General features: G+C 55.5%; 1 protein-coding gene. It reads right to left on the reverse strand.

The features are described from left to right. Nucleotides 1-35: 35 nt before the first annotated feature. Nucleotides 36-1,649, reverse strand: a complete 1,614-nt coding sequence (locus GOB87_RS16360) for an ISL3 family transposase (RefSeq protein WP_166319153.1) — start codon at nt 1,647-1,649, stop codon at nt 36-38. Nucleotides 1,650-1,749: the final 100 nt, after the last annotated feature.

The raw sequence follows: 1,749 nt of genomic DNA on the forward strand, positions 1-1,749 counted from the left end.
GGTTCTTCCGCACTTTTCGTGATGATGTTTTTTGATTATGCGGGCTGAAGGACACGCGCCCTGAGGAGTTCGAAGCCTGCTCTTCCGAACATGGTTCGCTTGATCATTTTCAGTCGGCTGATCTGTCCTTCAACCGGGCTGGTTGTCCAAGGTGTGACAAGAGACGCTTCAATGGCAGCCGCATCCCGTTCAAGCACGGGAATCAGACGTGACAGTAGCGTCGTCTTTCCTTCTTTCAGCAGAGCCTTCAGATTGCCTTCCGTGCAGGTGTCACCTCTTTTACAGAGCAGGGTCTGCATTTTCCTGAGCCAGCAGAGCGTGACGGCCAGTTGCGGTTCGGCTTCCAGAAGGGCAGGAACCAGAAGTCCCTCCTGTCCGGCAGATAGCGGGTCATCTGCAAGGAGAAGCCGCGCAAGTCTGCGTCCCAGAGGTGGAGCGACATGCGTGGAAGGAGCGGATTTCGCGGAATATCCCTGTCGCGTCGCCACCCATTTCCAGACGGTGCCATATTGTCCTGCAAAGCCCTGCTCCAGGAGTTCCCGCCATAGCTGACGACTATTGCGACATCCTTCGGACCATCTCTTTTCCAGGTGGGCTGTGTAAGGCACGAGTATGCTGCGTGACGGAACCGTTCTTTTCCATGGTGGTGCATGGCCCCGCTGAAACCAGCGCCGCACGGTTTTTCTCTCTACCCCGATCGTTGTGGCGATAGCCTGAATGCTGTGTCCCGCTGCTTTCAGGGCAAGAGCTTCCTTGAAAAGAATGTCACGCCGTTCCCCAGAGGCTGACCTGACGACCGCCTGCGCCTCTTCTGGATGCGCTCTGATTGTTTCAGATATTTTGCTTACGACCGTTGATACGTTCATCTGTCGTGTCAGGGTCCTGACAGTCGTCGTAAAACGGTCCAGAATGCTGACAAAAGCGTCTGACAGGTTCTTCAGCAGATGCCAGCGGTCTGTCACCTGAAGAGCGGATGGTGCGCCTCTGCGGCATCCGTCTGCATAAGTACCGGCACGGTCTCTGGCAATGATTTCAATACCGGGGTGGACCTGCAGCCATCGGGCAAGGGTATCAGCGTCCCGATCTGGCAGGAGGTCAATGACATCATTTTTCTCAAGATCGACCACAATCGTTCCATAGTGATGTCCCCGCCGCCATGCCCAGTCATCCACCCCCACCACACGTGTACGGGCCGTGCCTTTTGTGGTGTTCTGCGCACGTGAGAGAAGACGGCGGACAAGAGTATCGGCGCTGATGGGGCAACACAGGCGCACGGTCATTCGTGCACCAGCGGAACCGCCCAGGGTATGGGCGATATAATAATGAAGATCGGTAAGACGTGTGGTCTGTCTGCCATGACGCACGGTTATCCCCTCAAGGGGCATGACAAACGTCCGACGTGGACAAAGCATCGTCTGGCAGAAAAAGCGCGGCACAGAAACGATCAGCGTGGCTGGACGGCCCTGCCATGGAAGATCCGCGAGTTTTCTCTGATAGAAACTGTGAATGCGTTGTGTCGGGCACTGACAGTCCGGACACACTGCACTCCGTTTTCGCAGACCGACTTCGATCTCCACTCTGTTATCCAGTGCAACAACACGACGAACGACGAGGGAACGGGGAAGATCAAGAGACCGAAGGCGTGACACTGGGGAATATCCATGAAAGTGAACGACTTTCTGGATTTCCCAGTTCCGGAACCTCAGTACAAGATACCCATCACGAAAAGTGCGGAAGAACCCAGTTCTC

The organism is Acetobacter estunensis (assembly GCF_011516945.1).
In the GTDB taxonomy this organism is placed as follows: Bacteria; Pseudomonadota; Alphaproteobacteria; order Acetobacterales; family Acetobacteraceae; genus Acetobacter; species Acetobacter estunensis.